At 56.9% G+C, this 19,425-nt stretch carries 13 protein-coding genes and 1 pseudogene; 7 read left to right on the forward strand and 7 right to left on the reverse strand.

The window, feature by feature from the left end:
- Positions 1 to 110: 110 nt before the first annotated feature.
- Positions 111 to 2,351, forward strand: a complete 2,241-nt coding sequence (locus tag NVV93_RS07240; RefSeq protein ID WP_258253754.1) for a restriction endonuclease — start codon at positions 111 to 113, stop codon at positions 2,349 to 2,351.
- A 173-nt stretch (positions 2,352 to 2,524) separates the two neighbouring features.
- Here NVV93_RS07240 and NVV93_RS07245 read toward each other — a convergent pair whose 3' ends face one another.
- Entirely contained in the window at positions 2,525 to 5,053 is a 2,529-nt protein-coding gene (locus NVV93_RS07245; protein ID WP_258253755.1) for a S8 family serine peptidase, read from the reverse strand.
- A 746-nt stretch (positions 5,054 to 5,799) separates the two neighbouring features.
- On the opposite strand from NVV93_RS07245, the gene NVV93_RS07250 reads away from it, so the two are divergent.
- Positions 5,800 to 6,603: an endonuclease NucS domain-containing protein gene (locus NVV93_RS07250; protein WP_258253756.1), complete on the forward strand. Its 804-nt coding sequence runs from the start codon at positions 5,800 to 5,802 to the stop codon at positions 6,601 to 6,603.
- Positions 6,604 to 7,391: 788 nt separating this feature from the next.
- Here NVV93_RS07250 and NVV93_RS07255 read toward each other — a convergent pair.
- The 6 genes and pseudogenes from NVV93_RS07255 to NVV93_RS20160 form a co-directional block, all read right to left on the reverse strand.
- Complete coding sequence (locus NVV93_RS07255; RefSeq protein ID WP_258253757.1) at positions 7,392 to 8,627, reverse strand: site-specific integrase; 1,236 nt, start codon at positions 8,625 to 8,627, stop codon at positions 7,392 to 7,394.
- A 254-nt stretch (positions 8,628 to 8,881) separates the two neighbouring features.
- Positions 8,882 to 9,349 (reverse strand): hypothetical protein, encoded by a 468-nt coding sequence (locus NVV93_RS07260; RefSeq protein ID WP_258253758.1) that lies wholly within the window; start codon positions 9,347 to 9,349, stop codon positions 8,882 to 8,884.
- A 349-nt stretch (positions 9,350 to 9,698) separates the two neighbouring features.
- Positions 9,699 to 9,896 (reverse strand): helix-turn-helix domain-containing protein, encoded by a 198-nt coding sequence (locus NVV93_RS07265; protein ID WP_258253759.1) that lies wholly within the window; start codon positions 9,894 to 9,896, stop codon positions 9,699 to 9,701.
- Between the two features lie 164 nt (positions 9,897 to 10,060).
- Positions 10,061 to 10,714 carry a hypothetical protein gene (locus tag NVV93_RS07270; protein ID WP_258253760.1) on the reverse strand — a complete coding sequence of 218 codons (654 nt, stop codon included), beginning with the start codon at positions 10,712 to 10,714 and terminating at the stop codon, positions 10,061 to 10,063.
- On the reverse strand, positions 10,714 to 11,340 hold the full coding sequence (locus NVV93_RS20155) for a tyrosine-type recombinase/integrase (protein ID WP_375162927.1): 627 nt from the start codon (positions 11,338 to 11,340) through the stop codon (positions 10,714 to 10,716). The genes NVV93_RS07270 and NVV93_RS20155 overlap by 1 nt, the downstream gene beginning before the upstream one ends.
- 510 nt (positions 11,341 to 11,850) lie before the next feature.
- Positions 11,851 to 12,084: pseudogene (locus NVV93_RS20160) on the reverse strand (Arm DNA-binding domain-containing protein); the annotation flags it as partial.
- A 599-nt stretch (positions 12,085 to 12,683) separates the two neighbouring features.
- On the opposite strand from NVV93_RS20160, the gene NVV93_RS07280 reads away from it, so the two are divergent.
- The 5 genes from NVV93_RS07280 to NVV93_RS07300 all read left to right on the forward strand — a co-directional run bounded on the left by NVV93_RS07280 (position 12,684) and on the right by NVV93_RS07300 (position 19,417).
- Positions 12,684 to 13,709: an ornithine cyclodeaminase family protein gene (locus tag NVV93_RS07280; RefSeq protein ID WP_258253762.1), complete on the forward strand. Its 1,026-nt coding sequence runs from the start codon at positions 12,684 to 12,686 to the stop codon at positions 13,707 to 13,709.
- A gap of 26 nt (positions 13,710 to 13,735) precedes the next feature.
- The gene (locus NVV93_RS07285; RefSeq protein ID WP_258253763.1) at positions 13,736 to 14,755 is read left to right on the forward strand and encodes a dihydrodipicolinate synthase family protein; all 1,020 of its coding nucleotides are present in this window, start codon (positions 13,736 to 13,738) and stop codon (positions 14,753 to 14,755) included.
- Positions 14,756 to 14,765: 10 nt separating this feature from the next.
- Positions 14,766 to 16,238: an NAD-dependent succinate-semialdehyde dehydrogenase gene (locus NVV93_RS07290; protein ID WP_258253764.1), complete on the forward strand. Its 1,473-nt coding sequence runs from the start codon at positions 14,766 to 14,768 to the stop codon at positions 16,236 to 16,238.
- A gap of 91 nt (positions 16,239 to 16,329) precedes the next feature.
- Entirely contained in the window at positions 16,330 to 18,018 is a 1,689-nt protein-coding gene (locus tag NVV93_RS07295; protein ID WP_258253765.1) for a DUF1302 domain-containing protein, read from the forward strand.
- Between the two features lie 34 nt (positions 18,019 to 18,052).
- A complete protein-coding gene (locus NVV93_RS07300; protein ID WP_258253766.1) occupies positions 18,053 to 19,417 on the forward strand; it encodes a DUF1329 domain-containing protein in 1,365 nt (454 codons plus the stop codon).
- The last annotated feature ends 8 nt before the right edge of the window (positions 19,418 to 19,425 follow it).

Raw genomic sequence — 19,425 nt, forward strand, 5'->3', positions numbered from 1 at the left:
CGACAGCTTCCCTGCTTCTCCGCTAAACGCAGGCACACGCCATATCCCGACTCACTGGGATGGTGGGGCAAAATGCTATCTTGTCTGCTGCATAAGGAGCGGGTAAGCCAGTGAACGACTACGATTTTTCACGCCTGAACGACAAAGAATTTGAGGTGCTCTGCAATGACCTCATAGGCGCCAAGGAAAAGGTAACCTTTGAGCGCTTTAAGCCTGGTCCGGACAAAGGTGTCGATGGACGACACTTCACGTCTACCAAAGCTGAATGGATTCTTCAGGCCAAGCACTGGGTCTCCACTTCTTTCTCGCAGTTGGTACGCCACATCAGAGATTCTGAGGCGGCAAAGGTCGGGAAACTTAATCCTGAACGGTACATCTTGGTGCTATCGCACAAGCTGTCCAGAGCCAACAAGACTGAAATCACGGATATTCTTGGCGCTCACGCGTCGTGCCGCGTTGATATCTATGGCCGAGAAGATCTGAACGATCTCCTCGCGCAACATCCCACCGTTGAGCGGCGGCATTTTAAGCTTTGGATTAGCAGCAGTTCGGTGTTGAGCAATCTCTTAAATAACGCAATCAATGGTCGCAGTGACGCGATGATGAGAGACATTGTCGAAAAATCGAAAATCTATGTCCAAACAAGTAATTTTACATCCGCTCTAGAAACCTTGGACAGGCTTGGTACGGTAATCATTACGGGCCAGGCCGGCATTGGTAAAACGACGCTTGCTGAGCAGATCATCCTCCACTACGCCAGCGCAAGGTTCGAGCTTCTTTGCATCAGCGACGACTTACGGGAGGCAGAGCAAGCCTATGACCCGGAGCGGCCCCAGCTTTTCTATTTCGACGATTTCCTCGGCAAAAACTACCTCCAGGCATTATCAGGTCATGAAGGCAGCCAGATCGTACATTTCATCAAACGAATTGCTCGCGAAAAATCACACAAGCGCTTTTTGCTGACATCCCGATCGACCATTTTAAATCAGGGGCGGATCCTAAATGATGCGTTCGATAACGCCCATATCAGCCGCAATGAAATGGAGATCAAACTGGCATCACTCTCCAGCCTAGACAAAGCGCATATTCTCTACAACCACATATGGCACTCCAATCTCGGTCCTTCTTTCGTCGACGAGTTGTATTCGGAGAAGAGATACCTGCAGGTCATCGAACACAGAAATTTCAACCCGCGCATAATCGATTTTATTACTGACTCGCAACGCTTGCTCGATGTCGACGCTAATGAATACTGGGAACATATCAGCGATTTGCTGGAGAATCCGTCCAAAATATGGGAGCACCCATTTGATGCACAACTCGATGATTTTGGCCGTTTTATCGTTCTTCTTGTGGCATTTAATAAGCAAAACATTGAGGAAAGCGATCTGGCTAGAGCGTACGCCCGGGCGATTTCAATGCCGCAACACGCCAATTTCAACGGCAAGCGCGATTTCAATGTCGCAACCCGTCACCTGACAAACTCCCTGCTTACCCGTGTGATCATTCAGGACAGCGTCCGGTACCAGCTCTTCAATCCGTCGTTGGGTGATTTTCTGTTGCATCGGTACGCAAAGCTTCCGGCGGCCCTTGAAATTGTTTTGAAGTGCTTGCACAGCCAAGGCGCTATTGACGTGCTGCTGGATATGTCCCAGAACAAATTCATCGACAAAGCGACCACACGCAAAATTTTGGAGTCTTTGTTTGCTCACGAAGAGTCAACGAATTTCCAAGACAGTGATTCAGAATACGTTTCCAAGCTCTGTCATGCTATCGCAAAGCTATCACGACACAGCGAAGGCTTCGAGCGGCTCAGGAAAACGGCAACTTTCGTGCTCAACGGTTCTTTCCCAACCCATTACTCGCACTGCTTAAGAGTTCTCCAAGCAGCCCTTCATCGCGGATTTGTCGAGCCTCAGAACATCCTTTCCTTTATCGAAGACGCGATCGAAGTAGGCGCCAATGACAGCGAGCTTCCCTTGCTCGGAGAATTAGTGGCAGCGCTTGAGCTCGCTGACATCCACACGGCCACCGCCGCTTTCGTCGACCTCGCACAAGCTCATATGGCTGACTCCCTGGATGATATTTTTGACGAAGGGGACATCTTCTATAACGGCGAAAATCTTGCTACAGCGAGAAAAGCGTTAGAGCGACTTATCGAGGAGAAGCTAACGACTTGGAACGTTTCTCCCACGCCAAGCTTCATTGATGAAATGGTGGATGCCTATGAACTGTCGGACAGAATGAAAAATTTCTTTGAACCGGAGAGTTCCTACTACCCGCCGTCTCGGCCTGCACAGAAGATTATCGATATCGCCAGCATTGATGACCTATTTCAGAGAGATCACTAGGCCCGCCCAATGCATATCAGTTTGAGTGGCGGTGGATAGCTGCCTGTCAAAGCCGACCGATTTCGGCCAGGAGCGGGCATTTAGATTGAAAAATAGATCAGCCTTCTTTTCTCGTACAAAAAATCTGTCTCCGTTCTGCTCTGGCCCAAATGCTAGAAATAGAACTCCACAAGTCAGACAAGCTCTACCGGGAAGTCCAGACTCCATTGATTAGTGTCTGCTATCTGGGTCAGTCGCCCATCAGTAGTAACGACGTAGATCGATTTTTCATTTGCGCTTGCGTTGATGGGGAAGACGGCGACATCACCTTGAAATTTCAAGTCTGCGAACCCGGAACGTTCCGCCGGAAAATCGAGGTTCCACTGGTTCGTGTCCCAAAGCTGAGCCAGCCGTCCATCGGTCGTGATAACAAAGATCGATTTCTTGTTCGCACCTGCGATGATTGGGAAGACAGCAATGCCGCCTTGGAACCTCAAGTCGGCGCGGCTAGCGAGAATCGCCGGAAAGTCAAGATTCCACTGGTTGGTATCCCAGATTTGAGCGAGTTGTCCATCTGTGGTGATGGCGTAAATCGATTTCTTGTTTGAGCCTGCGTCGGTAGGAAAAACCGCAATGCTGCCTTGGAATTTCAAGTCCGCGAACCCGGAACGTTCCGCTGGAAAATCGAGGTTCCACTGGTTAGTGTCCCAAATTTGAGCGAGTCGTCCATCAGTCGTGATGGCGTAAATAGATTTTTTATTTGCCCTTACATCGGAAGGAAAGACAGCGATGCCACCTTGAAATCTCAAATCGGCGAACCCAGCGAGTTCCGCCGGAAAGTCAAGATTCCATTGGTTCGTGTCCCAAATCTGAGCAAGTCGTCCATCGGATGTGATGGCGTAGATAGATTTCTTGTTCCCGCTTGCGTTGGTAGGAAATACCGCAATGCTGCCTTGGAATCTCAAGTCGAGATTCCCAGCGAGTTCCGCCGGGAAATGAAGGTGCCACTGATCGGTGTCCCAAATCTGAGCCAATCTTTTATCTACAGTGATGGCGAAGATAGACTTTTTGTGTACGTCTGCCCCGGTGGGAAATACTGCAATACCACCTCGGAACCTCAAATTAGTGTGTCCGGCGAGTTCCGCTGGAAAGTCAAGATTCCATTGGTTTGTATCCCAAATCTGAATCAGTCGTCCTGTTGTCGTGAGGGTATAGATAGATTTTTTGTTACCACTCGGATTGGTCGGAAAGACAGACAGGAAGGAGCTGAAACGTACTGCCCGATGTACAGCCTTACTAGCATTGACTCTCCCGAACCCAAAAAAGAAACTCCATCCATTCGCATCATAATGAGCGCTCGCTGGATCGATTTTTTCTGCGGTTGCATTCAGAATCGTCCGAATGTTTTCCGGAGTTAGCGTGGGGTTTACACTTAACATCAGTCCAGCTATTCCTGCAGCGAGCGGCGCCGCCGCCGAGGTCCCACTAAAGCTACAATAGTCGCCTTCAGGTGAGTTTTGTTTGCTAAAACCATTAACGCCTTGTATGTCGGTTGTTAGTATTGAAGTTGTAAGATCACCGCCCGGCGCAAGAATATCAAGTCCGTTACCATATCGACTAAAAAAGGAAGCGGTATCCCGGTGGTCACTTGCGCCCACGGCAATTGTTTCTGGCAGGCTTGCAGGATACCCTATTGATGGAGTGTGAAAGTTGCCAGTTGAGCAAAATACTGAAACTCCATTGCTGACGGCTCGAGTAATTGCTGCGGTAACAGTGTTGCTTGGTATCATGGTAAAAGAACAACTGATAATACGTCCGCGCAATGCGGCCCAATCGAAGGCAGATGCCCATGTATCGACTAATCGAAAGTCTGTTAATTTTATTGGGATAATTTGACAGTTTGGCGCAATCCCTACCACTCCCAGGCCATTTATGGCTGCGGCTATAATTCCAGCGCATGCTGTTCCATGTGCATCAAATTTATTAGAAGGATCGTCGTCATTGGTATCGAAATTCCATCCAGCCGCGATATTGAGGAAAAGGTCTGGATGAGTAGTATCGATGCCAGAATCAATAATAGCGATCCCAATGTCGGGTGACCCAGTTGTTAAAGTCCATGCGCCAAGTGCACTTACGTCTGCCCCTGGCGTGCCGGATCGTTGACCGGTGTTTCGAAGGTGCCATTGATCCCCAAATCGCGGCTCATCTTGTGGTAGTTGATTAAATTTTGCTGCCTGAAGAAAATTTGGTTCGGCAAATTTTACAATCCTCTCGTTTGAAATCTCGCGAGAGAGTACAAGCGGAGCATCCTCGTTTGGCTCTGTCACATAGATTTTCCAGAAGGTCGCAGTCTTTTCAATAACCTTTCCGTCAAATTTCTTGATTAACTTTTTTCTATCACCGTCGCTGGATTCGTCGTCGAAGCTGATCAGAATTTCGTTTGTTAACACGAGTAGGTTGCCTTGGCTGTCTTGGTAGGCGGATCGAGTGTTTTGGATATCTCGATAATTACCGACTTCCTTCAGCTTCTCCTTATCGCCCCATACGACGAGGAACTCTGGTGGAAAGGCCCTGTCAAGTGCCAACCTCGTTGATCGTGCAAGGCGCGCTGCAACTGTGGCTGGGTGCTCGCCTCGCACTGGTGTGATCAGGCGTATGTTCTCAATTAGCATGAGAGGTATCAGCGACCCATTTACGATTAGTGAATAATCTCCACTTTCCATTTTGGTGGTCCGTAAGCCTTAGATGATTTAGGGAAATTAAAAAGCGCAATCTTATGCTTTGATAATTTGAGTGGGAACACAGCCTAAATTTAAAGCCACTTCCATTCGCATTAACTTTAATAGCCCCTCAAAACTGGATAGTTCTTAAATACATAACTCTAGCGCGTTTGGATTATGTGCTTAGATCAAGTGGAGATTTACATTCGAACGTCAGAATCTATAGGAGCGAATGTAAGCGTGCACTGGCCAACGTGTTTGATAGGAGTCCTCTGTGAAGAGCATTTAGTGCTCGCTTTTGCTTCGTATGGCATGTCTTTGAGTTTGTCCTAAGTTTTGTTTTGAAATGCCGTATCTGAGCAGAGTAAATCTGGGTAGCCTTTTAGGTAGCGATCGAAGGCCCAAGATTGGTTTTCCGTGAGTGAATCGCCCCAGATCACGTAGACGGCTCCAAGCCTCAACGGAGGACTGCTAAGCCACTGCGGAATAGTCCACATTTGGCCGGAGGCGGACGCCTGCGACCGCAGCCAACGGCCAGAAGCGGCCGGTCTGCTTTATAAATAAATCTATCCCCCTTTTCCTTCTGCAAACAGGGGCGGGAGGTAGATGAAATGCAACTGTTTAAGGGCCGGATCTATAAGCGCGTTTACGCTGGGGCCAGCGAAGCGCTACCGCAAATGCGTGAATCCTATACGCTTTACGGCCCGGTCCATTAGATGAACCTAGAATACGAACAAGGGGTACAAATAGTGAGCAACGGTAACCGCCCGCCGGTATGGCAAATGGTTAGGGAAGCAGCCCAGCAGTTGAATGGAGAATGTACGTATCAAGCGATTAAAGCAAAAGTGCGGTCGATGTATGGCGATGAGATCAACGACAGTTCGATGACATGCAGCATTATCTCGGGGGCGGTGAATCACCCATCGCGTATCCATTACAGCGAGAACAAAAAACCACGGCTCACCGACACAACCTACGACTACCTGTTCAGCACTGGGCGCGGTCGGGTTGTTTGGTACCAGCCTGAGAAACACGGCGTATGGGAGATAGCACATTCTGCCGACGGCGCATTGATCGTCCGCCTCGCAGACGGTGTGGGCGACAATCCAGCGCAGATCGCCGAAGCCGTAGAAGCAACCGATGATGCGTACGACATGTTCGCTCTAGAGGCGCACCTTCGCGACTACCTCGCCAAGAAGCTTCCCAAGCTGCCAGGTCACAATGCGCCGCTTACCCTATACCGCACGGACGATCGTGATGGTGTGGAATTTCAAACCGACGTTGGTCCCATCGATATCCTGGCGACCGGCAAGGGCGACTTCTACGTACTCGAACTGAAAGTCGGCCGCGGACCAGACGCGGCTCTGGGACAAATTCTTCGTTATATGGGCTGGGTTAAAGAGCACCTGGCGGGCGACAAGAACGTGTATGGCATCATTATCGCGTCGGACATCGGCCAGAAACTGCGTTACGCGGCAACGCAGGTTCCGAATGTCCGGCTGATGGAGTACGACCTCGCCGTAACGCTTCGCCAGGTGGCCCTGCATGCTTGAGGGGGCGCCAGTAGCGCGCAGGCCATGACAGGTCGTTACCGCCCCTTCAATTGAGCGACAGACTCTCCGTCTCATTATTGCCGGCTTCTGCCAGCGAGGTAGCCTGGATGACCATTGGTGGAAAACGCTCTGCGGTTTTTCACCCTACGCGAACTTGAGAGCTATGTAGGGTGGACAACGCTTTCTTGTCCACCAGCTTCTGCGAGTGGCAGCAATGGGTCGATCTCTGCCAGTCACATCACTGCCGTCTACTGGTCAAGTCGGATGCAATCAGTGGTCAGCACCGATGCAGTTGGCTGGTCAGATGGGTGCAATTGCGCAGAGTAGGACGGCGGCCATTTTTCCTGGCCGCGCCGAAAATCAGCGCGGGGCTGGCTGGGGTTTTGCACCTTTTCCAGCGTGCAGACCCTTGATTTGATTAGCAAATACAGAACTGGGTACACACGGTTTGCACCCAGTCAGTTTCGGCAATGCGGAAAAATGAATATTCCCAATTAGCCAACCCGCTACAAACAGCGTCCTAGCGCGCGTAACGCGCATATCTTTCTCAACCAGCACGGACGCGAAACACATAACCATAAAACCATCCCGGCGCGTCTAAAACGCACCTCTCGGGCGAATTAGATTTTTATAGAGCCTCAACATCCCCAAAACATACCCCCTAAAAGCACTCAAAAAACTCCACTTTGAAAACCTCGTTCACAACCGAGAATTCCACTCCCCTACAAACACACCACAGCCGAGCCAGCCCGCCACGCCCAGCGCTCATGCTTTCTCAAACAGTCTGTTTACACCAACGCCAACCACCCGCCCAAGTTCAACCCCGCGAAACGCGCGCCCCCCTCACCATGCCACCGCTCCAACGCCTCTCGCTTCAACGCTTCCAACTCCGTTTGCACATACGTTGCCGTCAGCAACGGCGAAGCATGGTTTAACAACAACTCTCCCGGCAGCCAATCCACTCCAATCTCAGCCCAGCAGGCCCGCGCCAGCTTGCGCAAATCATGACTTGTCCACTCTCTTTCGCTCAGGTTCATGAATAGTCCCGTCACTGCCTGCGCGCTCAGCGGTTGCCCGCACTCACCAGGGAACAGGTACTCCCCAGGATCATCACCACAGGTCGCCCGATAACGCTTCAATAGCGCCAACATCTGCGGCGTTAGCGGTAACTCATGCTGTGTCCGCGTCTTGGTTTTCTCAGCCGGAATGATCCATAACCGTTCGGCTTCATGAAAGTCAGACCAGCGCGCTTGCCGCGTCTCACCCACCCGCGTTCCGTGGCACAACATCAGCAGCGCCAACATGCCCACACGCGGATCGCGCTCGAAACGCTCGACTAACTTCGGCAACAGGTCGACCAGTTGCCCAGGACGCAACCGCGCTACCTTTGGCTTGATCTTGGCTAGCCCAAAGTCAGTGAACTTAACGCCTATCAGCGGATTGGAAGCCAACAACCCAAGGCCCACAGCGCAGCGAATAGCAGCCACCAACAAGCCATAGACCTGACGAATGTACGCGGGCGTCACCGCCTCCTGCATCGGATGGATCAACAGCCGGTCAAGCAACACCTTGTCCAGATCAGCGACCGGAACCGCGCTCAGGCGCGGCAAAAGCCAAGTCTGCATAACCGACTTGCAGTTGCTTTTACGGACGCTTGATAGCGTGCGCGTGCGCAATTGCCGCTCCGAAAACCACGTCAGTAACTGCCCCGTCATCACCAACATGCCCGCCGACACGACTGGCCGAGCGCCCCCCTTAAGCTGTTCGATCACACGAGGCAGACGCTCCAGCATGGTCGGACAATTCAGCTCGGGATAATTGCCGACCTTGCGCCAACGCCCGCCCTGGAACACATCCCAAGTGCCCCTCGTTCTGACTGTCCGGTATCGAAAACGCAACGCCGGATAATGATCGTCCCGTAAATAGCTGGCGTCCGTATCCCGGCGCAGCCTGCCTATCATCGTTTCGCTTAACCGTGTGTAAACCGTGTCACCCATAGACCACCTCTCACCGAGAATGACCACTTGCCCACCTCCTTACGGCGCTTCGCACCTCTACTCCGTGGATAACTGCACAGAGCAAAAGCAGGCTCAACCCCGCAAGCGGGGCCCCATTCGCCCAAAGCCAAAGCAGGTCATTTCTGACCTAGGCAAAAGCAACAGCAACAGCATTTGCCAGGCTCCGTCTGGTATATCTAAGAAGGAGTACAGTTTCTGTACCAAGTGAACCCCTCCCATGCGTACAGTTTCTGTACCGATGGAGCCTGAAAAGAAGGCTCCTAGACCGTCATCGGTACAGTTTCTGTACGCAGTGGGTACAGTTTCTGTACCGGGTTTTTTGCTCTTTCTAGGCTGAACTTGCGTGGCGGAGTGATGGTGGACGAAACCTCCAGCTTGCCGCCGCATTCGTCGATGGGCTGCCAGGTGACCGCATACAGCGCACAGCAGCCCCCTGGCTTGATGAATCGACCCTGACGGGTGCAGGTGATCAGGTCGCGCTCCTGAAGCTCATTCAGGGCCTTAGTGAGCGTTGACTTACTGCCGATCCCCCAGGGCTTGGCTTGAGTGAACGAGGCTGACAGGTCACCGTTGTTACCGCCTTTGTACTGCCTAAGCACGCACATCAAGACTTTCATGGCACTGCCTGAGAGTGACTTGTAATCGTCATGATCCATCACGATATGGGGGAGCGCGGCGAAGCTGCCGGACTCCTTTCTTCCATTCGCCTTGGGGCGTTTCCGCGCCATGTCTAATCCTTACCTGCAAAGGATCGTGGCGGAGCACCTAGGCTGGGGGCAGGCCAAACACCTGAGCCGTGAGGGTATGGCGAACCCCAACAGCCGTGGCCGTCTGGAAAGAGCAAATACCACCCGCTGTCTTGGCCTGGCCGGTCGCCGTGGGCATGGATTCGGTGTGGTTTGCCATCAGCCACAGGCTCGCCATCAATCAGCCCGCATCGGGCCTGTAAAGCATCCTTGAAGCTCATAAGGGCTACCCTCGATCATTGTCGAAGGCCAGACCGGGTGCGACAATCAGCGCGCTTGCCACTGCTTGCTCAGTGATCGGCACAGCCGGACGCGCCTACGTCCGGCTTTTTTATGCACTGGTGGTTTTGCGAGTGCGCGAGTCCAACCATGCATCAAGATCGGACAGGCGATAGCGAACCTTGCGGCCCACTTTCAGGAAGGGGAGTTGATAGCGGCCAGTGCTGCGCCATACGGACAGCGTGCCGGGGCTAACGTCGAGGTGCTTGGCGGCTTGAGCTTCGTCAAGCATGGGGCTGGCTGTTTTCATCTTGTAAGGCTCCATTTACTACCAACGAAGCACGTTGCTTTGCGGTGTAGATGGTTAATCTATGCAGCAGCTTGGATAGCGTAAGGGGCTTAACTGTCCTGACTTGCTTCAGGACAGTTAAAGCCGTTCATTGCGCGGCCTTCAGGAAGATGTAGTGAATTAAGTCAGGACAGTCGGGACAGTTGCATTCTGTAATAGCTGCTCGACCTGGCACCGGAACGGAAGGCACAAATGCCGCTTAGGTCGTTCTTGAACACTGATTCGGATATAGAAAACGCGCTCTGATGTAGCTTCCGGCATAACGCCTGCAGATCAGCGCGAGTGCCTGGCATAGCGCTAGTGTCTAGGTTTGGGTCGACAGTCTTGAGTTGCTCGACAACCTGCCGCAGCAGGTCTTGTCGGTGCTTGCGGTGCTGGCGGGGTTTGCCTGGCTTGTCCAAGTAATCACAAAGCCAGTGTTTGACCTCTTCGCTCAGCGTGTCTGGTGTTTCCCCTATATCTTTAAGCCATTGCGCCGCGACAGCAGGCGTAACCTTGGGTAGCAGCAGCAGATCTATATAACGGGTGTCATTTCCTTCTTTGTTCGCTTTGTTCTGACGATACTCATTGGACCAGAGCTTTAAGTCATCAGGATACCTTTTGCCCTCCGTCGACCAACCCCACACCATGCCTGTCCATTCCCAGTGTTTGGGGTTTTCCCTGTCCTCAGTACCTGCCAATAGGTTAATTAAACCGAGTCGTGATACTTCGTGGGGATAGCCACTGTCAGACAGCTCCTTGCAAACCTTTGTCATCCGACCATTGCCTTTCCCAGTCATCAGCGTTTTCCTCTCGGGCGCAGCTCCAGAACTTCGGCTGTTTTTTTCAGGCCGCCCGCCGCCATCATTGCAGCAGTAGCGGTATTCACCGACTGCCGCACCGGATCGTCATCGAGGCGCGCATAGATGCGGGTTGATTGCGTGGTTTTGTGGTTCAGGCTCTTGCCGATGATCACCAGTGACGCGCCAGTCTTAGCCTGCCAGCTTCCAAGTGTGCGGCGCAGGTCGTGAATGCGAATGTCGGTCATGTCATAGGCTGTCGGGCTGATCTTGAGTGCTTCTGCAATGGAGCGGCAATGCTCAAGTGCTTGGGTGGGGGCGTGGGCCAATAGATCGACGGCCTGTTGGCGATTCGCGTCGGTTAGCTGCCCCATCTCATCAAGAACTTCCAGCAGGCGACAGGTTGTCGCTCGGTTCAGGATGGTCGCCCATGAGGTTTTGGGTTCGACTAGATGCCCGGTCTTACCGGTTCCTGGGAATACGAAGGGCGAGCCGTTAGCTGCTTGTTTGCGGGCTTTCAGTATTGCTAATGCTTCGGGCGAAAGGGTGACATTCTGAGGGGTGCCATTCTTGGTCATGCCGATGCGCCAAATGCCCGCCTCTTGGTCTATGTCATGCCATCCCATTTCCTGAACGTTTGAGCGTCTTGCGCCAGTCAGTAGCGAAAGCAGGAAGAAGTCACCAATGGCAGATGTGGCAATAGCGTCGAATAAGTGCGGCAACTCGACACGCTGAACAAACCTGTCGCGCTCGACTGCTGGGTTCTTCTGGATGCGTGCCGCTGGGTTGATCCCGTCGAATATTCCTAGGTCGCCCGCGAAATTGAAAACAGCAGAGACGATGCGGACGGCTCTATCGGCTTGAGCATGGCTTTTCTTGGATGCCTTGACATGGATGGCTTTCAGATCGTCCCGGCTAATCTCGGCCAGTTTCTTGCCGGTTATCTTGCCCAGGTACAGCCGCAGTACATCTGAGTAGTTGGTTCGGGTCTTGGCGGTAAGCGTGGTTCCATCGCGCTTTTTCTTATCGATCAGATAGCTTGCGAATACGTCACCAAAGGCCATCTGCTCGCGGACGGCTCTACGGGCCTCTGCCGGGTTGGCTCCGCTGGCGAATTCGCCCAGGACTTTTGCTGCTTCGTTTCTGGCCTGCTCGACTGTCATTTCTGGAAAGGAGCCGAGCTTTAGCCACGTCATCGCCGCGCCGGTACGCTTCACGACATAGAAGGTCTTAGCCCCTGCCGCCGTCGCTCGCAAAGCTAGCTTCTGGCACTGGCTGTCATAGACGGTTCTGCGCTTTCCTTGCGGGGGTAGCTCCAGCTTTAGCAGGTCGGTTTTTGTGAACTTGAATCGTTCGGTTGCTGGCTGCATTGGCTCACCTGTCTATATCGGGCTAGCGCCGGGCTAGCATGGGCTAGCAAAAATGGTTAATTTTAGTGCTGGCCGGTTAAGGTGAGAGTACGCTGAAGCCCTTGATTTGTATAGGTTGGTAGGGGATTGTTAAGGTCTGGTAATGCGTAGACCTTAAAACTCCTAAGGGGAAGGTTGGTGGTTCGAACCCACTCTGGGACGCCAAAAAATCAATGACTTATCAATTTTTTGGTTTCTTTTTAGCTTTCGGTCTTCCAGATTTTCCCCGTTCGTTCCCCGTTTTTTTGGACTTGCCCCTATCAAACCGGACACCGGCACCCCGTTAAGTTGAGGTTCCTGCCAGGCGCCTGAACTCTCGTGGTGAGCGGTATTTCAGGGTGCTCGTTCAGTGATCAACCTAGAACACTCCTGCTACGACCGTTCGTTCAACCAGAGCGGCAAGGTCTAGCTGTTCGGCACGTTTAACGACATCTCCGCTGTATGGCGCCGATAGCCTGAATGAATCGCCCCTCATTTTGTAGATATCTGGTTTAGGCCCGCTCGCGTAGCTCACCCAAGGTGGCGTTCATAGACTCCGGCCCATGGTTCCGGAGGACTCTATGGACGTTGCAGTATCACTCAATCTCGACAAGGTCGAGGTTTCCACCCCCTTCATCAGGGATGCGGACGTCGCTGCCTTGGCCGAGTGGCCCAAGGTCGTGGCGGCGCTGGCGGCAGCCTATGCCCAGCCGATCAAACCAACCATGGTGCCGCCGCGCACCATGGCGCGTGGCGACGGTTTCTGGCTGCGCAGCCTGAGCGCGATCTCGCCGTCGGGCGAGTACATGGGCTGCAAGCTGATTGCCGCCTCGCCGAAGATCAAGCGCGCCAGCTACCTGATCTCGCTGTTCAAGCAAGAAACCATGGAGCTGGCCGCGCTGGTCGACGGCAATCGCATCACCGACCTGCGTACCGCGGCCACCGCCGTGGTGGCGGTCAACGCGGTTAAGCCGAACGGTGCGCTGCGGGTCGGCGTGATTGGTTCCGGTTCGGTGGCCAAGAGCATGCTGACCGCATTGCTGTCGGTGCGCGAAGTGGCCCAGGCGCGGGTATTCAGCCCGACGCCGGCGAGCCGCGAGAAGTTCGCCGCGAGCTTTCACCTCTCGCACGACCTGGCCATCGAGGCGGTCGACAGTCCGCAGGCGGCCATCGATGGCGTCGACGTGGTGATGTGCGCCGCGCGTAGCCGCGACGAGTCGCCGGTGCTGCTGGGCGAATGGCTGCAGCCGGGGATGATCGTGCTGTCCATTGGCTCGACGCTGCCCGAGCAGCGCGAAGTCGATTCGACCGCCATGGCCCGCGCCGATCTGATCATCGCCGACATGCCCGAGGAAGTGCTGCACGAGACCGGCGACGCGCTGGTTGCCATCCGTGACGGCGTGGACGTGGCGGGCAAGACCGTCGGCCTCGATCAGGTCATGTCCGGCCAGGTGCCGGCACGCCGCTCGCCCAGCGACATCGTCATCTACAAGTCGGTCGGCACTGCCCTGCAAGACGTGGTGACCGCCGAGATGCTGCTGCGCGAAGCGCTGGCCAGCAACCAATACCAATTGATCCCTGCGGGCGTCGTGACGATCGACCGCTGAAGCATTGCACTAGGAGAGCAACAAAAATGGCCAACTACAAACGCCAAGACGCCCGTGCCTGGGCCAGCGAGATGCTGGTCGGCTGCTCGGGTGTGACCATCCCCAGCTACAGCGCCGACCTCAAACGCCTGAACGAGCAGGGCATCCGCCACGACATCCAGAAGGTCTCCGACCTGGGCTTCACCTACACCCTGCTGTGCACCGAAGTGGCGATCACCCCGGAGGAGAACGCGCAGTTCACCGCCTGGGCCAAGGACACCACCGGCGACAAGCTGGGTCTGTTCTTCCATGCCGGCTTCGGCACCCTGGCCGAGAACATCGAGGCGGTGAAACTGGCCGAGAAGGCTGGCGCCGATATCGTCCTGCTGTCCTACCCGTCGAACTTCTGGCCGACCAGCGAGAAGGAAATCTACGACTACACCAAGACCTTCTGCGACGCCACCGACCTGGCCGTGATGCTGTTCCCGATCCCGCTGTGGGGCTTCGAGCGCGTGCACCCGCAGGGCATGTCGCCGGAGCTGATCCGCCGCCTGCTCGACGACTGCCCGAACGTCGTGGCGATCAAGGCCGAGCAGGGCTTCCCGCATGTTGCCGGGCTGATCGAGACCTACCACCGCTTCGGCAAGGAAACCATCATCAGCTGCCCGATCGAGAGCGATGTGATCCCGCTGATGAAGTTCATGGATCTGCAGTTCTCCGGTACCAGTTACACCCAGTGGATGGGCGACCACTTCACCAAGACCTTCGACCTGGCCCGCAACGGCAAGTGGGAAGAGGCGATGCAGCTGTACTGGCAGGTACAGCCGGCGCGCGGTGCCGTGGGCGCGGCCACCGGTGCCTACATGCCAGGTTCCAACTACATCAACCGTGCCCACTGGAAGTACATGGACTGGCTGGCCGGTTTCAACGGCGGCCCGCTGCGTGCGCCGGTCGGCCGTATTCCAGACCGTCTGATGAAGGTCCTGCGTCAGGGGCTGGTGGCGTCGAAGCTCGAGTGCACCTCGGACGACGACAGCCAGTTCCTGATCGGCCGCTTCCCCTGCTGAGGATACGGCGATGAGCCAGGAACTACTGAAAGACAAGATGCTGTGGCGTCAGGCTGCCTTTATCAATGGCCAGTGGGTCGAGCAGACCGCGCATGGCAAGTACGCCCTGCGCAACCCGGCGACCGGCGAGATGTTGGTCGAGCTGCCGGTGTGCCGGGAAGCCGAGACCGAGTTCGCCATCGAGTCGGCGCACGAGGCGTTTAAGCGCTGGAGCAAGGTCACTGCTAAGCAGCGCGCCGAGGTCGTCAACCGCTGGTACCAGCTGGTGGTCGAGCACAAGGAAGACCTGGCGACCCTGATTACCCTGGAGGAGGGCAAGCCGCTCGCCGAGGCGCGTGGCGAGATCGACTACGCCGCCTCCTTCCTGCAGTGGTTCTCCGAGGAAGCCAAGCGGGTGCGCGGCGACGTGATCCCGGCGCCGAAGGACAGCCAGCGCATCGTCGCGCTGAAGCAGCCAATCGGCGTGTGCGCGGCCATCACCCCGTGGAACTTTCCTGCGGCGATGATCACCCGCAAGGCCGGTCCGGCGCTCGCTGCGGGCTGCTCGATGGTGGTCAAACCGGCCAGCCAGACCCCGTTGACAGCCTTGGCCCTGGCCGAACTGGCGCAGCGCGCCGGCGTGCCGGCCGGGGTGTTCAGCGTGGTGACCGGCAACGCCACGCGTCCGGTGGGCAACGTGCTGACCGGCCATCCGCTGGTGCGCAAGATCACCTTCACCGGCTCCACCGAAGTGGGCCGTGTGCTGCTCGCGCAGTCCGCCGAGACGATCAAGAAATGTTCGATGGAGCTGGGCGGTAACGCGCCGCTGATCGTTTTCGAGGACGCCGATCTGGATCTCGCCGTGGAGGGCATCCTCAACGCCAAGTTCCGCAACACCGGACAGTCCTGCATCGCCGCCAACCGCGTGCTGATCCAAGACGGCATCTATGAGCAACTGGCCGCGCGCCTTGCTGCACGCGCCGCCGAACTCAAGGTTGGCAACGGCCTGGAGGCGGGCGTGCAGATCGGTCCGATGATCGACGAGGCCGCCGTGGGCAAGGTCGAGGAACACCTGCAGAACGCCGTGGCCGGTGGCGCCCGGGTGCTCGCCGGTGGCCGTCGTCACGCGCTGGGTGGGGCCTTCTTCGAGCCGACCGTGGTGGCCGATGTCGACCTCGGCATGACCATCGCCCGCGAGGAGACTTTCGGCCCGGTGATGCCGCTGCTGCGCTTTCGTGACGAGGCCGAGGCTATCGCCATGGCCAATGACACCGACTTCGGCCTGGCTGCCTACCTGTTCAGCAAGGACGCGGCGCGCATCTGGCGCACCGCCGAGGCGCTGGAGACCGGCATGGTCGGCATCAACACCGGGCTGATCTCCAGCGAGGTGGCGCCATTCGGCGGCATCAAGCAGAGCGGCCTGGGTCGCGAGGGCTCGCACTACGGCATCGATGAGTTCCTCGAGATCAAGTACCTGTGCTGGGACGGAGTGACACCCGTGTAGCACCCAGAACCGGTGGCCCGCCGCACGCGTTGGTGGCGGGTCGCTGCACCGCAACTTGGCACCCAGAACAATCATAAAAGAAGGTAGAGCCATGACACTTCGCAAGAGCAAGTGCGTTCGTTTACCCGCCGCCCTCGGTGTCGCCCTGGTGGTTGGCGCCCTGTCACCCGCGCAGAGCTGGGCGACGTTCAGCTGGGAGTCGGACGACGGCCTGAAGGTCGACTGGACCAACTCGCTACGCTACTCGGCCATGTTTCGGGTCAAGGATCGCGAGAGCGAGTTGCTGAGAAATCCCAACCTCGACGACGGCGACCAGAACTTCAGCAGCGGCCTGGTTTCCAACCGCGGCGAGCTGCTCAGCGAGCTCGACATCGTCCACGCCAACGGCTTCGGCGCGCGGGCCAGTGCCATGGGTTGGTACGACACCGTCTACAACCGCGATAACGACAACCCGGGCGTCGCTGGTGGGGCCTTCCCCAGCCAGCTGTCCAGCGATTACAACGAGTTCACCGACTCGACCCGTGACCAGCACGGCCGTGACGTCGAGCTGCGCGATGCCTTCGTCTTCGGTCGCCTGCAACTGGGCGAGACCGAGCTGACCGGGCGTCTTGGCCAGCACTCGCTGGTCTGGGGTGAGAGCCTGTTCTTCGCCGGCAACGCGGTGGCCGGTGCGCAGAGCCCGTTCGATGTCACCCGGCTGATCGACGACCCGACTGCCGAGGCCAAGGAGTTCGTCCTGCCGGTACCGCAGGTCTCGGCGCAATGGCAGCTCACCGATGGTCTGTCGCTCGGCGCCTACTACCAGTTCCGCTATGTGCATAACCGCATTCCGGCATCCGGCAGTTATTTCTCGGTATCCGACATCGTTGGCGACGGTGCCGAGCGCCTGGTGCTCGATCCGGTCACGGGTCTCTCTGCCCTGCGTGGTTCCGATCAGGATGCCAAGGACGAAGGCCAGTTCGGCGTGCAGCTGCGCTGGCAGGTGGGTGAGTTCGACCTGGGCTTCTATGCCCTGCGCTTCCACGACAAGGACTTGCAGCAGGTTACCGAGCTGGGGCAGCCGTTCGGCCCGTTCGGTCCGGTACTGCCGACTGGCTACTACCTGGCCTATCAGGAGGACACCCAGCTCTATGGTTTCAGCGCCAGTCGTAGCTTCGGCGACCTGAACCTGGCCATGGAGACCTCGATTCGCAAGGACCAGTCCCTGGCCACCACCCATGCCGTCGATGCCTCGGCGCTCGGCGCACCGGCCCCGGACAACAGCGACCACCCGGCCTACGCCGTTGGCGACACCGCCCACGTCAACCTCTCGACCATCTGGACCGTGCCGCGCACCGCGCTGTGGAACGAGGCCAATCTGGTGGCTGAGGTGGCCTGGACGCGCCTGCTCAAGTGCAAGCAGAACTGCGACGACACGCCGGCCGGCGCTGCCGCCCTGGACCCCAACATCACCCGTGACTCCTGGTCGATGCGTGCGGTGTTCGAGCCGATGTACCGCCAGGCCCTGGTCGGCTGGGACATCAGCGTGCCGATGGGCGTCGGCTTTACCCCCGACGGCTCGCGCAACCCGCTTGGCCCGGCGGCGGTACCGGCGGAAAACGGCGGCGACTTCACCATCGGCGTCAGCGGCCTGTACATGAATCAGTGGGACCTGAACCTGGCCTACACCCACTTCTTCGGTCCGGCCGGCACCTTCCTGGATGAAACCAATTCGTACAGCTACCAGCAGGCTCGCCACGACCGCGACTTCGTCGCCTTCACGGTGCGCCGCAGTTTCTGATCAACCTGCTTAAAACAAGAACGAGGAAAAAGCCATGAGAAAGCTATTTGCCATCGGGCAAGGCCTGGCGCTGCTCGCCTGTGCCGTTGCGCTGCCTGCCCACGCAGCAGTGCCGGCGGATCAGGCGCAACGGCTGAAAGGCGGTGACCTCACGCCCGTAGGCGCCGAGAAGGCCGCCAATGCCGACGGTTCGATTCCCGCCTGGACCGGCGGCCTGACCACTGCGACGCCGGGCGACACGCCGGGCGGGCGCCGCGGCGATCCGTTCAAGGATGAAAAACCGCAGTTTTCCATCACCGCGCAGAACATGGCGCAGTACGCCGGCAACCTCAGCGACGGGGTGCAGGCGATGTTGAAGAAGTACCCGGACTACCGCCTCGACGTCTACCCCACGCACCGTACCGCGGCTGCGCCGCAGTGGGTGTACGACAACACCTTCGCCAACGCCACCCGCGGCACGCTCGACAAGGGCGTGCCCAAGGGCGTCTATGGTGGCATTCCTTTTGCGATCCCGCAGAGCGCGGAGGAGGTGATGTGGAACCATGTGCTGCGCTGGCGTGGTGCGCGCTTCCAGCACTTCAACACCTGGTACCAGATTCTCGCCGACGGCCGCGCTGTGCTGGTCACCGATGCGGAGATCAACGAGCAGCTGCCGTACTACGACCAGAACGGCAGCCTCGAACAGTTCGACAGCGAGGGCAAGCCGTTCTGGCAGGTGGCGATCCGCAACATCGGCCCGCCATTGCGCGCCGGCGAGGCGCTGCTGGCCCATGAGTATCTCGATCCGGACCAGCTGCAGACCTGGGTCTACCTGAAGGGCCAGCGCCGCGTGCGCAAGCTGCCCAACGGCTGCTGCGACACGCCGACCCCGGCCGCCGCCGGAGTGATGACCTTCGACGAGATGTACACCTGGACCGGGCGCATGGACCGCTTCGACTGGAAAATGATCGGCAAGAAGGAAATGTTCATCCCCTACAACGCCAACCGTCTGTTGCAGGCGGGCAAGGACGAGGACGCGATCAAGGGCCATTTCCTCAATCCCGACTATGTGCGTTGGGAGAAGCACCGCGTCTGGGTGGTCGAGGCCAACGTGCGCAGCGGCCAGCGTCACCAGGCCGCCAAGAGCCGCTACTACTGCGACGAGGACACCTGGGTCTGCGTACTGGCCGACCGCTGGGATGCCAACGGCCAGCTGTGGCGGACCCTGTGGTCGCAGGTGATCGCGGTGCCGGAGCTGCCGGGCAGCGCCATCTCCACCTTCGGCTACAACGACCTGCAGGCGGGCACCGCCTTCGTCGCCCAGCTCAACGGCTCCAAGCCCAAGCAGTACGTGCTCAAGGACATGGGCAACGACAAGGTGTTTTCACCTGACGGCCTGGCCGGCAGCAGCGTGCGCTGAAGTCGAGC

Origin of the sequence: Pseudomonas sp. LS44, from assembly GCF_024730785.1 — a bacterium.
Taxonomy (GTDB): domain Bacteria; phylum Pseudomonadota; class Gammaproteobacteria; order Pseudomonadales; family Pseudomonadaceae; genus Aquipseudomonas.

Coding starts and splice junctions, on each gene's coding strand:
- NVV93_RS07245 (WP_258253755.1), bottom strand. CDS start 5,053: ATGGAAAGTGGAGATTATTCACTAATCGTAAATGGGTCGCTGATACCT.
- NVV93_RS07260 (WP_258253758.1), bottom strand. CDS start 9,349: ATGGCGCGGAAACGCCCCAAGGCGAATGGAAGAAAGGAGTCCGGCAGC.
- NVV93_RS07265 (WP_258253759.1), bottom strand. CDS start 9,896: ATGAAAACAGCCAGCCCCATGCTTGACGAAGCTCAAGCCGCCAAGCAC.
- NVV93_RS07270 (WP_258253760.1), bottom strand. CDS start 10,714: ATGACTGGGAAAGGCAATGGTCGGATGACAAAGGTTTGCAAGGAGCTG.
- NVV93_RS20155 (WP_375162927.1), bottom strand. CDS start 11,340: ATGGGATGGCATGACATAGACCAAGAGGCGGGCATTTGGCGCATCGGC.
- NVV93_RS07280 (WP_258253762.1), top strand. CDS start 12,684: ATGGACGTTGCAGTATCACTCAATCTCGACAAGGTCGAGGTTTCCACC.
- NVV93_RS07285 (WP_258253763.1), top strand. CDS start 13,736: ATGGCCAACTACAAACGCCAAGACGCCCGTGCCTGGGCCAGCGAGATG.
- NVV93_RS07290 (WP_258253764.1), top strand. CDS start 14,766: ATGAGCCAGGAACTACTGAAAGACAAGATGCTGTGGCGTCAGGCTGCC.
- NVV93_RS07295 (WP_258253765.1), top strand. CDS start 16,330: ATGACACTTCGCAAGAGCAAGTGCGTTCGTTTACCCGCCGCCCTCGGT.
- NVV93_RS07300 (WP_258253766.1), top strand. CDS start 18,053: ATGAGAAAGCTATTTGCCATCGGGCAAGGCCTGGCGCTGCTCGCCTGT.